We start from the raw sequence: 16,532 nt of genomic DNA on the forward strand, positions 1-16,532 counted from the left end.
AGAGTGCTCAGCCCAGTAACTCATCAGAGCTTATTTTTGAATCAGTCAGTCAAACTCGGTCTTCGCCTGCTGGCCATTGAACAAATGGTCACCCGCCACTATGACAATATCTGGGATTGCTGTTGCGATCATGGCCTGCTTGGCATGCGCCTGCTGGAGAAGCAGGCTGCGGAAAAAGTGCACTTTGTCGATGTCGTTGAGTCACTGGTTAATGGTGTAAACCAGGCTCTTTCTGGCAATCCCGAGCTATACCCTGCTGACCAATGGCAGACACTCTGCATGGATGTTGCTCGGCTTCCTGTCAGTGAAGCAAGCACCCATAAAGGTGATTCACACCTGGTCATTATCGCCGGAGTGGGCGGTGACCTGTTATTTGAACTGGTTGAAGCTATTCATAAGGCAAATCCTGAAACCAATATCGAATTTCTACTCTGCCCTGTTCGGCAGCACTTTCATGTGCGGGAAAGCCTGATAAACATGGGAATGAAACTGATCAATGAATCTATTGTCTATGAAAACCGGCTGTTCTACGAAATCATTCATGTAGCCCGAAAAGGCAGGGAAGAGTTGACCTGTGTCGGTTCAAAGATGTGGGATTTCAGTGATGAAGACCATTGTCTCTATCTGCAGCAAACGGTCTCTCACTACCAGCGCCGCCTGAAAAGTGGCTGTGAAAAAACAGCCGCTATTCTTCAGCAATACCAAAACCTGCGTTGAGCACCCAGCATACGACCTAATAAGCTGTTTACCCGCCTATGCAGGGCGGGCTGTAAGTTAATATTCGATTAGTGTGTCTACACACAAAGAGAGCCGACTATCGAAGTTTATTCGAAGAGAGTTGTCTGAGTTCTGTACATGGAAATACGTTCTGTCCTTAAAAAACGACACTATTGACATAAAAATCATAACTACAACATCTTGTGTCATAGGGGCTGTTTTTCACCTAAATAACCGGAAAATCATGATTGAGTTTTCGAGGGAATCTCAGTAAGGTTGCCGCCTCGTTTTTGCGCCCTCTTCCGGAGAATTATGAAAGATAAAGCTTTTAAACTCGTTGCTATTGAAGGCAATATCGGTGCCGGCAAATCCACTCTGCTAGGCCCTCTGGTTGACGCCCTGAACACAGTGACCGGCGAACGCTGGCAGCTGATCAAGGAAGACGTAGACGAGAACCCCGAGTTTCAGAAGCTGCTGGCCGAGTTCACCCAGGATCCGTCTGCCCGTATCCGTTTCCAGCGCTTCATCACAAACCATCGTGCCAAGCTGCTGGAAGGCGTTGATGAGTCCATCAACTACATCATCGAGCGTTCTCTGGTCAGCGACCTGATTTTCTCTCAGGCTAACCTGTCCAACATGCCACGCCCTGACGGCGATGACATCTGCTACTACTACGACATCCATGATCGCCTGGAAGACTACCCGAAGATCGACATGGTTATCTACCTGAAGACGACACCGAAGGTATGCTATGAACGTATGCTGGATCGTGCCCGTGAATCAGAAGCAGGCACTCCGGAAGAGTATATCCGCCTGATTTCCGATTTCCACGACTGCATGCTGCCGCATATCTGCAAGGATCATGAAATCGAACTGGCTGACCTGAACTGGGATGACTTTGGTTGCCCGAACAATGTTGCCGAGATGATCCATAAGTCATTCACCAAGAATAAGAAAGCTGCTGCCTGATTGTGACATTTTAGAGGGCTGGGCCTGCCAGCCTTCTAAAATAGCAAACTGATGAGTGTGTAGACACACAATCCAATTTTTCAGCTATTTACCCGCCTGTAGCCTTCAATCAAACGCATTCGCGTTCCTCGATTATTGAACTTTTACTTCATTGTGAAGTCGAAAGAACAGTTTTCATGGAGGAATGCCCGATGTTATCGCCAAACGACCCCGCATTCAGCGCTGCTTTTTCTTACAGTGCAGACATACCCGTTCCGGTCAAAAATGAAAGTTCTCCCATTCCCGAGACAATGTGGCGCAAGTACCGTGTTACAGGGCTCGACCGCTGGGCAACGGCTCCTTCACTGACTGACTCAATATCAACAGCAGCCATGAGTGCATCTGTGATTGGGGGAATGAACCTTGCTTTGTGCACGAGAGAAATTATCAGTGCTAAAACCGCTCTGTTAATGACTGCTGCAGGCAGCGCCCTTTTAACAGCTGGGCATTGGCACACTATGCGCCGGATAAACTCTGCAGATGCACCCATGATAGTCGCTCAAAACCACTATTATCGTTGTGTGGCAGTGATGGAAAAGATTAAGACAATAAAAAATCTTCTGAAAAAAGAAGGTTACAGCTCTGACAGTTTGAAGCCTCACTTTACGCAACTGGCCAGCCTCGGTTGTACTGTGAAGACAGAACAGCCAACCATTAAACAGCCGCTCTCTCCTGAACAGGAAAATGACTTAATAATGAGCGTAATGCGCAAGCCTGGTGATTCAGATTCCGATGCACTGGATCGATTTAATCTATTCAGGAAGGAACCTGAATTAGTTGAACGCATTCAAGATGATGAGATGAAAAAAAAGGTTCAGTTAGTCATGGAGCAGATTGGTGACCACGCATTCATGACAAAGAGAATCATTGCAGAATTAAGCGAGGCAGAAAGAAGGCTCAGCCAGAGAACCATAGTTCTTTCTCGTGATATTCAAGCAATGGGACAAGCCCTTGGAATAGCTCATCCTGCAGAAAGAAAGCTTACTTCTCGCACCGATGAACATGAAGTGGTTCATCTTGTGACTATAGATCCAAAGCACTCCTCATAAAAAAGCCTGCGTAATCAGGGGAATACGCAGGCTTCAGGAAGTCAGCTGTTCACTGATTCAGTACAGATTAACCGTTACGCTTTTCAAACGCTTCATAGAGCTCGTTATGAATGCGGGTCAGCTCTTCCGGTGCAACCTTGGAGACTTCACGGTCGTAGGTGGCAACACCATTGATCTCAATCTCAACATCAGTCAGCTGAGTATAAACAGCACCCGCCAGACCATTTGTGATTGCAACTTTGGTCTCGTTTAACATCATGTTGGTATAGGCTTCCTGATAGGCGGCCTGCCCTTCAGTTTTACCGTAACCAAAGGTCTTGTCAGACCACAGGTGTCCTTCTACTGCCCAGGTCTGACCGCCGTATTCACCCAGCACACCAGCACGGAACTGACGAGGGTCTTCAACTCGTTCAATCTTACGACGGTAAATGTGCATATCGTAGATATCACCACTGCCCTGATCAAAGAAACCGGAAGCAGAGTTGATCAGACGGGTTGGGTCCAGCTTACGAGTCATTTCAGTCACACGAACAGTGTCGAACTGACCCCAGTATTCGTTGAATGGAATCCACACAGCCAGAGACGGGAACATCTGCAGGCTCTGAACCATCTCGGTGTATTCGTTAATAAACTGAGTCTTGTTATCTTCAGTACGGCCCCAGCCTTCATAGTCACGGTCAGGAATGTCGTGATGATGATCGATACCCAGAGGTGCCACATGCTGCAGGTAATCAACCCAGCCATCTTTCGGTGGTATTGGTGCTCCGCCACTGATCATGTCCTGCCAAACCAGAATACCCAGTTTGTCACAGTGGTGATACCAACGGGCTGGCTCTATTTTAATGTGCTTACGCAGCATGTTGTAGCCGTAAGACTTAGCCAGTTCGATATCGTATTTCAGGGCAGCATCCGTTGGCGCCGTGTAAATACCGTCAGGCCAGTAACCCTGATCCAGTGGACCATTGTGGAATACAGGTTTGTTGTTCAGGGTCAGCAATGGAGTGCCGTCTTGTTTGATGACTCCCAGCTCTCGCATAGCGAAGTAGCTGTCTGCTTCATCAATGACCTTGTCACCATCCAGAAGGCGAACCTTGATGTCGTACAGGTTAGGGGTTTCCGGTGTCCACAGCTTCAACTCAGCAGGTTTCACCAGTACTGGCTGACCAACTTCTGCCTTGAAGGAACTGTTATCGTCTTTCAGTATCACTTCAACGGTCAGGCCATCGCAGTTATCTGTGGTCGTCACGTCTACAAGGGCTGTACCCTTGGTGATATTGGCATGGGTCAGAGTACGTTCAATACGACGATCGGCAACTGATTCCATCCATACTGTCTGCCAGATACCGGACGATGCTGTGTAACTGATAAAAGCTGGTTTGAGCGTCTGTTTGCCGCGCTGCTGGCTGGAAGTTTCAGCATTGGTTGGGTCCCAAACGACAACAACCAGCTCGTTTGCTTCACCACGCTTAACAGCGTCGGTAATATCAAATGAGAACGGCGTATAACCGCCTTGGTGACTGCCCTGTTCCACACCGTTCACTAGTACGGTGGTTTCCCAGTCAACAGCGCCGAAGTTCAGCACAATACGTTCTTCAGCATTCCAGTTGGCCGGAACATCAAACTTGCGGTTGTACCAGAGTTTTTCACCAGGCAGTAATGGACGCTGAACACCGGATAAAGCAGATTCAATGGCAAATGGCACCATAATCTGACCTGGGAATTCACCGACGCTGGTTGCTTCTTTGGCAACAACGTTAAAGGACCAGAGACCGTTCAGGTTGACCCACTTATCTCGGCTCAACTGTGGACGAGGGTATTCTGGCAGCGGTGCTTCAGGATCAATGTCCTTGCTCCAGCGTGTAGGCAGCTGCGCTTCTTTCTGCTTCCAGCCATCTTTCTGTTGTTGTTTGAACCAGTCAGCCCAGTCTTTGGACTGTGCTTCATCCTTGAACATCCAGCCATCTTCGCCTTTAGGGATACGCTTGATGATGTTGTTAACCAGAACACCCACTTTTCGAGGAATGTAACGAACCGACAGACCCCAGGCCAAAAACAGGCCAACAATCACAGATACGAATCCGATGGGGAAAGCCCAGCCAAATGCGGCATAACCTCCACCAAGAATCGCGGCCAGTATGGCCAGCGCGATATACTTCTTCATAGCACCCCCAGCGAAAAACCAGAAAGGGTCAATTCATTCAGTGGCTGAACCACAGAACTAACCTATTAAATAATCTGGTCAGTAAATTACCGGCGAGGGATATTTAGAGCTATGCACAAACCTTGAAAGGTTATGTCTGATTCTGATCACGAAAAAACAGACAATGACAGAGTTATTAGACAGTTAATGAATAGGTCGATCGCTTTAAACGCATAGAGAACAGAGTTCATCAGTGTCAGAATAGATGCCACTGCAAACCGGTATTTCCATTAGATTGATGCTACTGAATGATAATTGCTGACTCCTCCCTGACACTTGATACAACGGCTCGATGCCTCTATCGATATGCACTGGGGCAAGCAACTATTCCTGAAGTAAGAGCCAGTCTGAAATACCTGTTTATTAAAAGCAGAACCCCGATTAAAACCAGTGATACGCCTCTGGATTCCTACCTTGAAGGCCTTCTGTCCGTTATAAGAGCCGTTTCTATTTCCGAAGACTGGCATCAGCGGATGCATATTGATTATCCGTTGACGGATAAGGAAGCCAACCGTTTTTTAAACCAGTTATTCAGCACTATTGAATCGGACCTGCAGTTTCTTCATTACCAGAATGTCGCTGTGCCTTCAGCTATCAGCAAGGACTCCTGGCGCGATCACGCTATCTTCAGACCACAACGAAAAGCTGGCTGGACCATGCATGTAACAACTTCGGGGTCCGGGTTCTACGACTGTGTGCGTACACAGATCAGGACGGAGCCCGGAGATATTATGTTGTTCAGCCCAACAGCTTATCTGGATGGGAGAAGAGCGGAAGAGAGCGAGCACTGGCATTATGAATGGATAATGTTTCAGAACACCCCTCGCATTACCGAGCTATTGAGCTGGCCGGAAGTGGCATCGGGCATTTATCACATTAAAGCAGGCAACAACCAGCAACTGGAAAGGGTTCGTTCTGTCACAGGTTTTATCAGGGAGCAGGGCTGGTCGCTGGAACCGGCGCAGGTTAAAGCCAGAGAAGTCTGTATCGAGCTGCTGATGCTTCGTTGCCACGAGATTATAGAAGAGCAGGGCTATCAGCAGACAGACAGAAGAATTCAGGACGCCATACACTTTATTGAGGACAGCCTGTTCAGGGATTTCACTCTGGAACAGGTTGCCGATGTCGCCTGCCTGTCGCCGTCTGCTCTGGCGTTACTGTTTAAAAAACATTGTGGTGTAACGGTTATGCAGTGGCGTGAAGAAAAACGGATGGCGGCGGCCTGCCACAAGCTGGTTCATACCAGTAAACGTATCTCACAGATTTCAGACGAGCTGGGGTATTTGAATCAGATGTATTTTGCCCGCTGTTTTCGTCGATACATAAATATGACACCTTCTGAATACCGCAGAAAGCACTGCCAGACAGAAACTTTCGAATAATTCATATAAATCTGCGAATCTGAGGCATACTCAAAGCAACGGCCTTGAAAGATAGTGGCGACGTTATAAAACTTTCAAGGTTGTTGTCTTATGTCCACTGATGCCCCTCTGTCCGGTGGTGCCAAAGCCGGTTATGGTTTGGCCGAACTGGGGTCAGGTATTCTCCTGCAGTCCACCAGTGTTTACCTGATGATTTTCTACACCGACGTGTTTGGCATTTCGGTCGTAGCGGCTTCCACCCTGTTTCTGATTGCCCGTATCTGGGATGCCATCAACGACCCGTTGATGGGCGCTATTGTTGACCGAACAAAAACCCGCTGGGGCAAGTTTCGCCCTTATATGCTGTTTGGTGCCGTGCCACTGGGCATAGTAACCGCACTCTGCTTTACCACGGTTGACCTGTCAGAAACCGGCAAGCTGATTTATGCCTATGCCACCTTTATTGGCTTCGGCATGCTCTATACCATGGTCACCATCCCTTACGGTGCACTGGCGTCTTCCCTGTCCATGGATTCTAAAGAGCGTGGCAGTATTTCCGGTATTCGTATGATGTTCGGCATGGTGGGCGGCATGGTCGTTGCCATCATTCCTTTCCTGGTCACTGCGTTTGGAGATGGCGATACCGCTCAGGGCTATAAGATCACCATGTCCATTCTCTGCGGTTTGGCAGCCATCTGCTTTCTGGTCTCATTTGCTACGACAAAGGAACGCTACTCTGCACCACCTCAGGATACCCGTTTCAGTGTGAAGGACATTGTTGCCCTGCTGAAAGCCAATAAACCTCTGACTGTTCTCTGCCTCGCCTTTGTTGCCAACTCCCTTAACATGGGCGTTGCAACAGCCACAGGTACTTACTACTTCACTTACAATCTGGGTATGCCTGAGAAGTTCCCGCTGATGATGCTGACTCAGCTGGTGGTGATATTCATCGGTATTATTGCTTCCCAGATTGCTCTGAAGAAGTTTGAAAAGAAGCAGATTCTGATTGTCGGTACTCTGCTGGGTATGGTGAAGCCTGCCGCTATGTACTTCCCGGATCTGAACATCATTCTGGGTGCAACGATAATAGGCGGCTTTGGTCAGGGTCTGGCTGTGGCTCTGATATGGGCATTTGTGGCTGACACTATTGAATACGGCCAGCACAAAACCGGTAAGCGTGAAGAAGGCATGACTTACGCCGTATTCGGTTTCTTCCTGAAGTTTGGTGGTGCTATCGGCGCCATGATTCCAGGACTGGTTTTAAACTACACAGGTTATGTACCTAACGTAGAGCAAACCGAGCTGGCTACCTTTGGTATTACCACTCTGGCGGCGACTATTCCTCTGATTGTCATGTCCATCTTTGTGTTGATCTTTACCCGCTATGATCTGGACAGTAAGAGCCATGCGAAGATTGTGGATGAGTTGCAGCAAAGGGAAGCTGTCGTTTAAGTATAAAATTGAGGGAAACTTATATGGTTTCCCTCAACCTATTAACGAACTATTGACCTCTCCTGTTTTCCCTGAAGGTTCCACCTCTGTTCACAATTTGCCCGTTGGAATTAATTTGTCTCCTTACACCACTAGGGCACTCGTGAATGAACTGACGTAAATTGTCATCATTTCCAAGTAAAGCAGTCAGTAAGTTATTCCAGCCCTGCTCTCCTCCAACATTTGCTGCTGGAACTAAACTAGTGCCTACTTCAGGCATTGGAATCTGTTGCAAGCGAGCAGCAAGATCAGCTATTTTTCCTTTACCATTAATGACCTTTAACAAATCATACAAACTTTTCATTGTCGCTTCTTGAAAGCCACCAAATTGTCCTGACTGCCATGGATGAGGTGGTGGCGGTGGTGAAGCACCTGCTGTAGAAGTGCCAGCCTGATCTGGAGTCGTTGTATCAGAACCACACCAGCAGCATAAGAATTTCCACTTTCCACCACCAGAGTTCCCGGCACTTTGAGAGCCACCATTTGTATCAGTACCGCCGCCCCCTCGCTGGTAGCAAATATAACTGCCTGGCAATACGTTTAATTCACCGCTCTGCTCGAAGGAATAACCTCCATGCATCACAGTTAAGACCGAACTCTCATTCTGTGTCGGTGAACAAACGTTTCCGGAATATAGCTCCGAGAATTTCACTCTCTGTCCATTTTCCATCTGAAAATAGCTACAGTTCGCTTTGGTTTCTGAAAGAGCTAAAGGAATTCGATTTAATGCTGCCTCGGCTTTTATTAAATACTGAGGACCCAAAGGGGAGTCTTCTCTAGAAAGAACTTCATAGCCAGTGACAGGGTGCCCAGTACACAGAACAACATGCTTTATGGCTCCTGACAGTGCCAGGAAGTACTCATCAGACAGTTGATTCTGCAATGGTAAGGAAAAAGTAGGAATAAATTGCTGAATTAAGTCATAAACCTGAGCTTCTGATGTCAAATCAGGTTGACCTGTAAATGGCTGAGCATTTACCTGAGAAATAGCAAAAAGCAGAAGATAACCGGAGGAGCATTTCATACCAAATATCCGAAATTTCCAATCATGAATATCTAGTAGTGAATTTATATAAAAGCAAATGATAATAAGATATCAGCCCTGAGAATGATTACTCACAGGACTGAGTTATAACAATGACAGGAGTTATTTGACCTTAGTCTTATAGATCGTGGTATGGCGGTACTCCTGCCCAGGCTTCAGAATGGCCTGCTCGGCAGTGTTCATATTCACCTGATCCGGATACAACTGGGTTTCCAGACAGAAACCGTCGTATTGTTGATATACCTGACCATCACGACCTTTTTCATTGTCGATGTAGTTACCGGAATAGAGCTGAATGCCGATCTGGTTGGTGTAGGTTTCCAATGTCATACCGGATTCTGGAGAAGTCACCGTTACCGCCAGTTTTGGCTCTTCATTCATGTCAAAGTCCAGACACCAGCAGTGGTCAAAGCCTTTGCTCAGAGTGACCTGTTCTTCGTCAGCCTGAATATCCTGCCCCAGCTTTTTAGCGGTACGAAAGTCCATTGATGTGCCTGCTACAGGGCGCTTTTCACAGGGAATCAGTTTCTCATCAACCGCTAGGAAATGTTCTGCATGAATCTGCATTTCATGATTCAGGTGAGTGGCTTCAGCACCTGTCAGGTTGAAGTAGGCATGCTGAGTCAGGTTGATGGGCATTGGCTTATCAACACGTGCCTTGTAATCAATCACCAGCTCATTGTCGTCAGTCAGGGTGTAGCTGACGGCCAGTTCGCTGTTTGCTGGATAACCGTTAAACCCTTCAGGAACCTTGATAGACAGGATCACACTGTTTGCCGTTGATGCTTCAACCACCCATTTCTGCGTGTCGATAGCACCTTTGCCACCGTGCAGATGGTTTGAACCTTCATTCTGATGAACCTGAATGGTTTCACCATTCAATTCAAAGCGTCCTTCAGCAATACGGTTCGCCCATGGGCCTACTACAGCACTGAAATAGCAACCACCGCTCAGATACTCTTCAGGAGTGTCATAGCCCAGAACAATATTGATTTCTTTGTCTCCGGCAGGCACCAGATAGTTAACAATCGTTGCACCAAGGTCGGAGATATCAACTTTTACGCCATTGCTGTTGCTCAGACGAATCAGTTTGTAATCAAACCAGTCAGAAATATTGCTCATTTTCGTGAATATCCAAGTACGAGAAATCTGCTCGAAATTTATCCCATTAAGGCAGCTTGAAACAGTGGCTTTAGAGAATATGGAATAAAGTAGAGCAGATAGTGTTAAGAGGCCGAGTCAGAGAAGCGGGTACGGCAAGAGGAAAGCCCTGCCGTATTCAGTCAGACCAGATGCTGCTTCAGATAATCCATAAATACCGACTCGTCCTGAGCTCCGGAAATCAGATCTTTTTGGTTAAAGATGATGGCCGGAACCGAATGAATACCCTGTTGCTGCCAAAAGGCTTCCTGTTCTCTGACCTCACTGACAAAACGGTTATCTTCCAGAGCCTGCCGTGCTAACTCAACATCAAGACCCGTTTTGGCCACAACATCCATTAATACCTGAGTATCGGAAATATTACCGCCTTCAGAAAAATAGGACTCAAACAGAGCCATCTTTAACTCTGTCTGCTTACCATACAGCTCTGAGAAGCTGAGAAGCTGATGAGCCTTAAAAGTATTGTATATTTTCATCTCATCAGAAAATTGGAAATCAAAACCCAGCTCTGTACCCAGATCAGAAATTCGCTGTCTTATCATACGACTCTGCTCAGGTGTTGAGCCGTACTTTTCCTGCAGATGTTCCCTCAGTTCCTGTCCTTCGGCGGACATATCAGGGTTCAGCTCGAAGGGACGCCAACATATTTCTGCATGAATATCTCCCTGATACTGCTTGAGGACATGCTCCAGTCTTTTAAAACCGATAACACACCATGGACAGACAACATCAGAGACAATATCTATTCTAAGGCTACTCATCACATATCCATATTTAACAGAGGTTGGCATTTTACCTTAAGTATCAGCCTTTTGTTTTAATCAAGATCATTTTTTAGCCAACATATAAGACTGCTGACTGAACTGCATCAATGCATTCGTCATCTCGCGATTATAGGGAAACCTGGTCACAGCGTCCGTCAGAGTTTTTACTGCTCTTTCGTTTTCACCGGTGGAGTTGAGCGCTACAGCGTAATCATTTTTGCTCTGTTCGAACGAGCCATAGACGAATACGTCATCCTGAGCCTGGCCGTCGTCAAAATACATTCATCATCCAGCAGCTGTGGCTAAAACACTGTCGCTGCCGTAAGGGAAGAAGCCGACAGCATTAAGGTTATAAGTGACCCACGACACATCTTGAACAGCATCAAATTAAATACCAATACAAAACAAAATAAGTCAAACAGAGACTTTTAAACAGCACCATTTAACAGCTAATAAACAGTGTTTCCCAAATACGGGAAACTCAATACCCAACCCATGTCATTACTACAAGCAATTGCTTTAATTTGACATAATTACAATCAAATTTGGTATGGCCTTAACATCAGGTAGCACGTAGTTTCAGCGTCATTCAGATACTTTTATTACCGTATGGCTTTCTGTAGAAATAGACGTAAGCGTATCTACACGCGTAGGGGAATATTGGATTGTCATTTCTCCACCACAGCCGGAGAAATGACATATGTATTCATATGTTCGGATACTTATTCGGTCAATTAAGATCAGTGCTTAAACAATATATTTTAAGTATTATTACTTGATCGCCCAGCCAAAAAAATCAATTCCAACGACTCTTGTCATGGCAAAGCGTAAATCAGGATAAACCATAATTGATCAAGTTCAGTCGCTTGGTTTAAAACAGACACTATATACAGAATTCATCGCCGTTTTGGGGGTTAAAACCTTGTTCACCAAAAAATCACTGGCCAGCGCCATAATGCTGGTAACTACACTCAGCCTGATAGGGTGTGGAGAGTCAAAGGAAGCTTCAACGGAGCAGCCTGCACAGGCAGCTATTGAGATTGTTCGCCCTGCCTTGATTGAGACAGTAACCTCTGAAGCAGCAGCGTTTGATTTTGCCTACGTGGGCACTGTTCAGGCAGCGCAGAGAGCAGACCTTTCTTTTGAACTGTCCGGCAAAATCATTTCCATGCTGGTTGAAGAAGGCGACTATGTTCAGAAGGGGCAGGTGGTTGCAGAGCTCGACAAGAAAACCCTGAACAACAACTATCAGTCCAGCCTCGCTGAATACCGCAAAGCAGAAAAAGACACTGAACGTCTTGAAGCCATCTACGAAGCTAACCGTGCGATTTCCCTGAGCGATCTGGAAAACTCTCGCACACAGAAAGACATCCTCAAGGCTCGTCTGGAAAATCAGCGCCAGCAGTTGGAACACGCAACGTTACGCGCTCCTTTCCCGGGCGTGATCTCCCGCAAAGCTACCGAAGAATTCAGCTTTGTTCAGGCCAAGGAAACTATTTTCGGCCTGCAAAACCTGGAAGAGCTGGAAGTCGAAGTTTACATCCCGGGTTCTGTCGTACTGACTAACCCTGAAACAGCCAGAACACTGGTCGTTTTTGATCAGCTGCCTGACCTCAAGCTGCCAGCGGAATTCAAGTACATTGCCACCGAAGGTGATGCCAAGACCCAGACCTATAAAGTCGTTCTCTCTCTGCCAAAAACCACCAAGGCGAATATTCTGCCAGGTATGTCTGTCACCGTTATTCCTGATGAATCCATGTTTGATACCAGTAAGGATGCCGATGTAATGGTTCCTCTGAGAGCAGTGGTATCAGACAACGCTGGCCGTAAGTACATCTGGAAAGTAAGAGAAGACGGCTCTGTCTATCAGGTATTTGTCGAAACAGGGGCGTTGCTGGGCGACAGAGTTACTGTTCTCAGTGGTTTGATGACTGGCGACAGGGTTGTTACTGCCGGTGTCAGCAGCTTGAAAGACGGTATGAAAGTACGTCCACTGGATCAGGAGTAAGCACCAGTGAACATTGCTGAATACACGATTAAAAAAGGCTTCAGCGCCTGGGTGATTGCCCTGCTGGTGCTGTTGGGAGGCTATATGTCTTACCAGCAACTGGCTCGCTTTGAAGACCCTGAATTTGTTATCCGTGCCGCCATGGTCATTACCCAGTATCCGGGGGCTGATCCGAAAATGGTGGCAGAAGAGGTGACAGACAAACTGGAAGAAGCCTTCCAGACCATGCAGGAAGTAGAGAAGATTGAATCTGTTTCCGAAACCGGTCTGTCCAAGATAACCGTTAGTATTAAGCGGGAATACGCGCCAGGAAAGGAAGACCTGGCCAACATCTGGGACAAGCTTCGCCGAAAAATTGCTGACGTAAAAATCCAGCTGCCGCCTGACGCACTGGAGCCCATGGTTCAGGATGACTTTGGTGATGTATACGGCCAGTACTATGCCGTTACCGGTGAAGGCTACACCAACAAGCAGATCCAGAACTATGTGGATATGCTGATGCAGGAAGTATCCAAGGTTGATGGCGTTGCTCGCACTGCCAAACAGGCTGAGCAGAGTGAAGCCATTTTCGTGGAAATCTCCCGTGAACGTGCAACCCAGCTGGGTGTCAGCGTTAACATGGTGCTGGATGTTCTGAACAAGCAGAATACGCTGTCCGCAGCCGGTACTCTGGAAGCCGATGAAATTCGTATTCCTATTCTGCCCAACCTGTATACGACCAGTGTCGAAGACATCAAGAACCTGACGGTTTCCGTTGGTAACAACCAGCAACTGATTCGCATCAAGGATCTGGCCAATGTCTACCGTGACTACCAGACTCCGTCTCGCATGTTTATGTACTACAACGGTCAGCCAGCCATCGGCTTTGGTATTGCCAATGAGTCCGGCGGTAACATCGTCAAGATGGGTGCGGCTGTAAAAGCCCGCCTGGCTGAGCTGGAAAGCCTTCGCCCTGTTGGTATGGAACTGCATCCGGTTTCCCTGCAGTCAGACTCTGTTAAGGAGTCCGTTGCCGGTTTTGTTAATAACCTGGCCGCAGCCGTAGCGATTGTATTCCTGGTTTTGCTGCTGTTTATGGGCGTTCGTTCCGGTGTAATCATCGGTCTGGTTCTGCTGCTGATTGTTGCAGCTACCCTGATCATCATGCTCACCGATGGCATCGCCATGCAGCGTATCTCGCTGGGTGCTCTGATCATTGCTCTGGGTATGCTGGTAGATAACGCGATTGTTGTCACCGACGGTATTCTGGTCCGGCTGCAGAAAGGTGAAGAGCGCCTGAGTGCGATCAGCACTACGGTAAAAGCTACCATCTGGCCTCTGCTCGGCGGTACTGTTGTAGGTATTCTAGCCTTCAGTGCCATTGGTTTGTCACCGTCCGACATGGGTGAGTATGCCGGCTCCCTGTTCTGGGTTATCTGCTACTCCATGCTGATGAGTTGGGTGTTTGCGGTAACTCTGACTCCTCTGTTCTGCTATTTCTTCCTGCAGGTCAAAACCCTTGAGAAAGATGCCAAGCCGTCTGCAATGCTGCGTGGCTATAAGGCACTGCTTGGCTGGGTTCTCCATCACCGTCTGCTTTCTGTCGGTGTTGTCATTGCAATGCTGTTTGGCGGACTGGTCGCTCTGAGCACCGTGCCTTCCGGTTTTGCACCTGACTCTCAGCGTCCTCAGTTTGTCGTTGATATGTACCTGCCTCAAGGCACTGATATCAAGCGTACTGACAAACTGGCCAAGGATGTTCTGGCCTATGTTCAGAAGAAAGAAGGCGTAACCAATGTTACCTCTCTGGTCGGTGCCGGCGGTCTGCGCTTTATGCTGACTTATGCCCCGAACTCAGGCGACAGTGGTTATGCACAGCTGCTGATTGATGTGGAAGACTTCACTGTTATTCCGGGCCTGGTCAAAGAGCTTCAGACTGAACTGAGCGACAGACACCCTGCAGCCCAGTTTAAAGCCTGGAAATTCATGCTCGGTCCGGGTGGCGGCAAGAAAATTGAGGCAGCCTTTATTGGTCCTGACCCTGTTGTCCTGCGTAACCTTGCTGAACAGGCTAAAAAGGTCATGGCTGATCAGCCCTACCTGATTGCTGTTCAGGACGACTGGCGTGAGCAGATTCCAGTGCTTAAGCCTGACTACCGCATGGATCTGGCGCAACAGCTGGGTTTGTCTCAATCAGAACTGAACCTGGCTCTGAACCAGAACTTCACAGGCCGCTCCATCGGTGCTTTCCGTGAAGGCAATGACCTGATTCCTATCATCATGCGTGCTCCGGCTGACGAACGTGATCGTGCCAGCCAGATCAACGACGTAATGGTATCCAGCCAGGTAACCGGCTCCGTTGTGCCTATCAGCGAACTGATCAACAATGTTCAGCTGGTGTGGCAGGACGCCATGATCCGTCGTCTGGATCGTTCACCTACGTTGAAAGCACAGTCCGATCCGACATCGGGTATTCTAACCAGTGAAGCCTTCGATAAGATCCGTCCACTGGTTGAAGACATTCAATTGCCACCGGGTTACAAGCTGGAATGGAAAGGTGAATACGACAACCTGAAGAAGAATAATGGCGCAGTAGCAGATGCTATACCATGGGGCTTCTCTGCCATGATTCTGGCCGTTGTGTTTATGTTCAACGCATGGAGACAACCTCTGGTGATCTGGCTGACGGCTCCACTGGCTATTATCGGTGTCGCTATTGGTCTCAGTCTGTTCAGAACACCTCTGGAATTCATGGCCTTACTGGGCATACTGAGTCTGGTGGGTATGTTGGTCAAAAACGCGATCGTACTGGTAGATCAGGCGGATGCGGATATCCGTGATGGGCTGGAACCTTACCAGGCTATTCTCGCGGCAGCACAGAGTCGTGCCCGTCCGGTAATTCTCGGTGCAGTAACCACCATCATGGGTGTTGCACCTCTACTGGCTGACCCGTTCTTCAAGAGTATGACCATTGCCATCATGTTTGGCTTGGCGTTTGCCACAGCCCTGACATTAATCGTAGTGCCGCTGTTCTACAGTCTCTTTATGGGTATCAAGCCATCTACTGCCAAGTGATAGTCTGATACTGAAAAGCCCTGAGTAACCTTACTCGGGGCTTTATGTCCATAGATAAACTGTATGCAGGCAATGCAGGAGCAATTGCCTGCATTATGTCAGCTACTCTGCAGTCTCACTCCCACCACTCTTCACATATGCTTTTGTTCCCCATAGTGGAACGGTCGACAAACTGTGCTTATAACTGCCTGATGTTTCCTTGGTGGAATACGACAGGTAAAGCAGAGTCTGGTTTTTCGCATCGAATATACGACGAATTTTCATGGTCTTGAAAAAGATGCTTTTGGATTTTTTAAAAACCACTTCACCCGATTCTGAACGATCAATATCAGTCAGCATTTGCTGAGTAATCTCACCGGTTTGACGGCAGGAGATAGATGAATCAGAAGGGTCCGAGAGACTCAGGTTGGCTTCAACGCTGGCAACATGACAGGTTACGCCCGGCACTTTTGGGTCGGACAGAACGTTCAATTTTATGTCTTTGGTGGTGAACATACCCAGAGAGACGTCGCCAACCTCGTCGTTACTGCAACCAGTTAACAATAAAGATAAGCCAATAACGGAGAGTAAGGTCTTATGCATTCCAATGCCTGTTGAATAAAGTAGTTGCAGGCTATTTTAAGGCATAAAAAAATCCCCGCACCGTTAAGTGCAGGGATTTTTAAGAGCTTTTT

At 47.6% G+C, this 16,532-nt stretch carries 13 protein-coding genes; 7 read left to right on the top strand and 6 right to left on the bottom strand.

Annotated elements, in window-relative coordinates:
* Positions 1-36 precede the first annotated feature (36 nt).
* The 3 genes from EOPP23_RS09285 to EOPP23_RS09295 all read left to right on the top strand — a co-directional run bounded on the left by EOPP23_RS09285 (position 37) and on the right by EOPP23_RS09295 (position 2,774).
* The gene (locus tag EOPP23_RS09285; protein WP_194842553.1) at positions 37-717 is read left to right on the top strand and encodes a tRNA (adenine(22)-N(1))-methyltransferase TrmK; all 681 of its coding nucleotides are present in this window, start codon (positions 37-39) and stop codon (positions 715-717) included.
* 312 nt (positions 718-1,029) lie between these two features.
* A complete protein-coding gene (locus EOPP23_RS09290) occupies positions 1,030-1,686 on the top strand; it encodes a deoxynucleoside kinase (RefSeq protein ID WP_153765667.1) in 657 nt (218 codons plus the stop codon).
* A gap of 191 nt (positions 1,687-1,877) precedes the next feature.
* Positions 1,878-2,774 carry a hypothetical protein gene (locus tag EOPP23_RS09295; RefSeq protein ID WP_153765668.1) on the top strand — a complete coding sequence of 299 codons (897 nt, stop codon included), beginning with the start codon at positions 1,878-1,880 and terminating at the stop codon, positions 2,772-2,774.
* A gap of 67 nt (positions 2,775-2,841) precedes the next feature.
* Here EOPP23_RS09295 and EOPP23_RS09300 read toward each other — a convergent pair whose 3' ends face one another.
* Positions 2,842-4,935 (bottom strand): glycoside hydrolase family 2 protein, encoded by a 2,094-nt coding sequence (locus tag EOPP23_RS09300; protein WP_153765669.1) that lies wholly within the window; start codon positions 4,933-4,935, stop codon positions 2,842-2,844.
* A gap of 287 nt (positions 4,936-5,222) precedes the next feature.
* Between EOPP23_RS09300 and EOPP23_RS09305 the strand changes: the two genes are divergently transcribed.
* Together EOPP23_RS09305 and EOPP23_RS09310 are read left to right on the top strand one after the other, a co-directional pair.
* On the top strand, positions 5,223-6,356 hold the full coding sequence (locus EOPP23_RS09305) for an AraC family transcriptional regulator (protein WP_153765670.1): 1,134 nt from the start codon (positions 5,223-5,225) through the stop codon (positions 6,354-6,356).
* Between the two features lie 90 nt (positions 6,357-6,446).
* On the top strand, positions 6,447-7,787 hold the full coding sequence (locus EOPP23_RS09310; protein ID WP_153765671.1) for a glycoside-pentoside-hexuronide (GPH):cation symporter: 1,341 nt from the start codon (positions 6,447-6,449) through the stop codon (positions 7,785-7,787).
* Between the two features lie 49 nt (positions 7,788-7,836).
* On the opposite strand, the gene EOPP23_RS09315 is transcribed toward EOPP23_RS09310, so the two are convergent.
* The 4 genes from EOPP23_RS09315 to EOPP23_RS09330 all read right to left on the bottom strand — a co-directional run bounded on the left by EOPP23_RS09315 (position 7,837) and on the right by EOPP23_RS09330 (position 11,078).
* Positions 7,837-8,850: a hypothetical protein gene (locus EOPP23_RS09315; protein WP_153765672.1), complete on the bottom strand. Its 1,014-nt coding sequence runs from the start codon at positions 8,848-8,850 to the stop codon at positions 7,837-7,839.
* Between the two features lie 123 nt (positions 8,851-8,973).
* Positions 8,974-9,993: an aldose epimerase family protein gene (locus EOPP23_RS09320; protein WP_153765673.1), complete on the bottom strand. Its 1,020-nt coding sequence runs from the start codon at positions 9,991-9,993 to the stop codon at positions 8,974-8,976.
* Positions 9,994-10,154: 161 nt separating this feature from the next.
* Entirely contained in the window at positions 10,155-10,823 is a 669-nt protein-coding gene (locus EOPP23_RS09325) for a DsbA family oxidoreductase (RefSeq protein WP_153765674.1), read from the bottom strand.
* Positions 10,824-10,859: 36 nt separating this feature from the next.
* Positions 10,860-11,078: a hypothetical protein gene (locus tag EOPP23_RS09330; protein WP_153765675.1), complete on the bottom strand. Its 219-nt coding sequence runs from the start codon at positions 11,076-11,078 to the stop codon at positions 10,860-10,862.
* A gap of 640 nt (positions 11,079-11,718) precedes the next feature.
* Here EOPP23_RS09330 and EOPP23_RS09335 point away from each other — a divergent pair.
* Together EOPP23_RS09335 and EOPP23_RS09340 are read left to right on the top strand one after the other, a co-directional pair.
* Positions 11,719-12,804, top strand: a complete 1,086-nt coding sequence (locus EOPP23_RS09335) for an efflux RND transporter periplasmic adaptor subunit (RefSeq protein WP_153765676.1) — start codon at positions 11,719-11,721, stop codon at positions 12,802-12,804.
* A 6-nt stretch (positions 12,805-12,810) separates the two neighbouring features.
* On the top strand, positions 12,811-15,858 hold the full coding sequence (locus tag EOPP23_RS09340; RefSeq protein WP_370514734.1) for an efflux RND transporter permease subunit: 3,048 nt from the start codon (positions 12,811-12,813) through the stop codon (positions 15,856-15,858).
* Positions 15,859-15,960: 102 nt separating this feature from the next.
* On the opposite strand, the gene EOPP23_RS09345 is transcribed toward EOPP23_RS09340, so the two are convergent.
* Entirely contained in the window at positions 15,961-16,440 is a 480-nt protein-coding gene (locus tag EOPP23_RS09345) for a CreA family protein (protein ID WP_153765677.1), read from the bottom strand.
* Positions 16,441-16,532: the final 92 nt, after the last annotated feature.

This window comes from Endozoicomonas sp. OPT23 (assembly GCF_009653635.1).
Taxonomy (GTDB): Bacteria; Pseudomonadota; Gammaproteobacteria; order Pseudomonadales; family Endozoicomonadaceae; genus Endozoicomonas_A.